Origin of the sequence: Zoogloea sp. (genome assembly GCF_023150065.1) — a bacterium.
Classification (GTDB): Bacteria; Pseudomonadota; Gammaproteobacteria; order Burkholderiales; family Rhodocyclaceae; genus Zoogloea.
This window is the reverse complement of the sequence record NZ_JAKLLN010000200.1, coordinates 313-559: the sequence shown is the minus strand read 5'-3', so window position 1 is coordinate 559 and position 247 is coordinate 313. Positions and strand designations below refer to the sequence as shown.

Below are 247 nucleotides of genomic sequence, written 5' to 3'. Positions count from 1 at the left end.
GTCGCCTTCTTCGGCCTGGGCGCGCAGGAGCGCTACTCCGAGCGCTTCTGCAGCTCGCTGTTCGCGCTCTACACGGTGTTCAAGGGCTGGGGCGCCGAGATCGTCGGCGACTGGCCGACCGACGGCTACACCTTCGCCCACTCCGCGGCGGTGGTGGATGGACGCTTCGTCGGCCTCGTCATCGACCAGCGCACCCAGGGCATGTTCACTGACGAACGCATCGACACCTGGCTGGCGCAGGTGAAAC

At 67.2% G+C, this 247-nt stretch carries 1 pseudogene; it reads left to right on the top strand.

The window, feature by feature from the left end:
* Positions 1-247 (top strand): annotated as a pseudogene (locus L6Q67_RS24260) (flavodoxin); the annotation flags it as partial.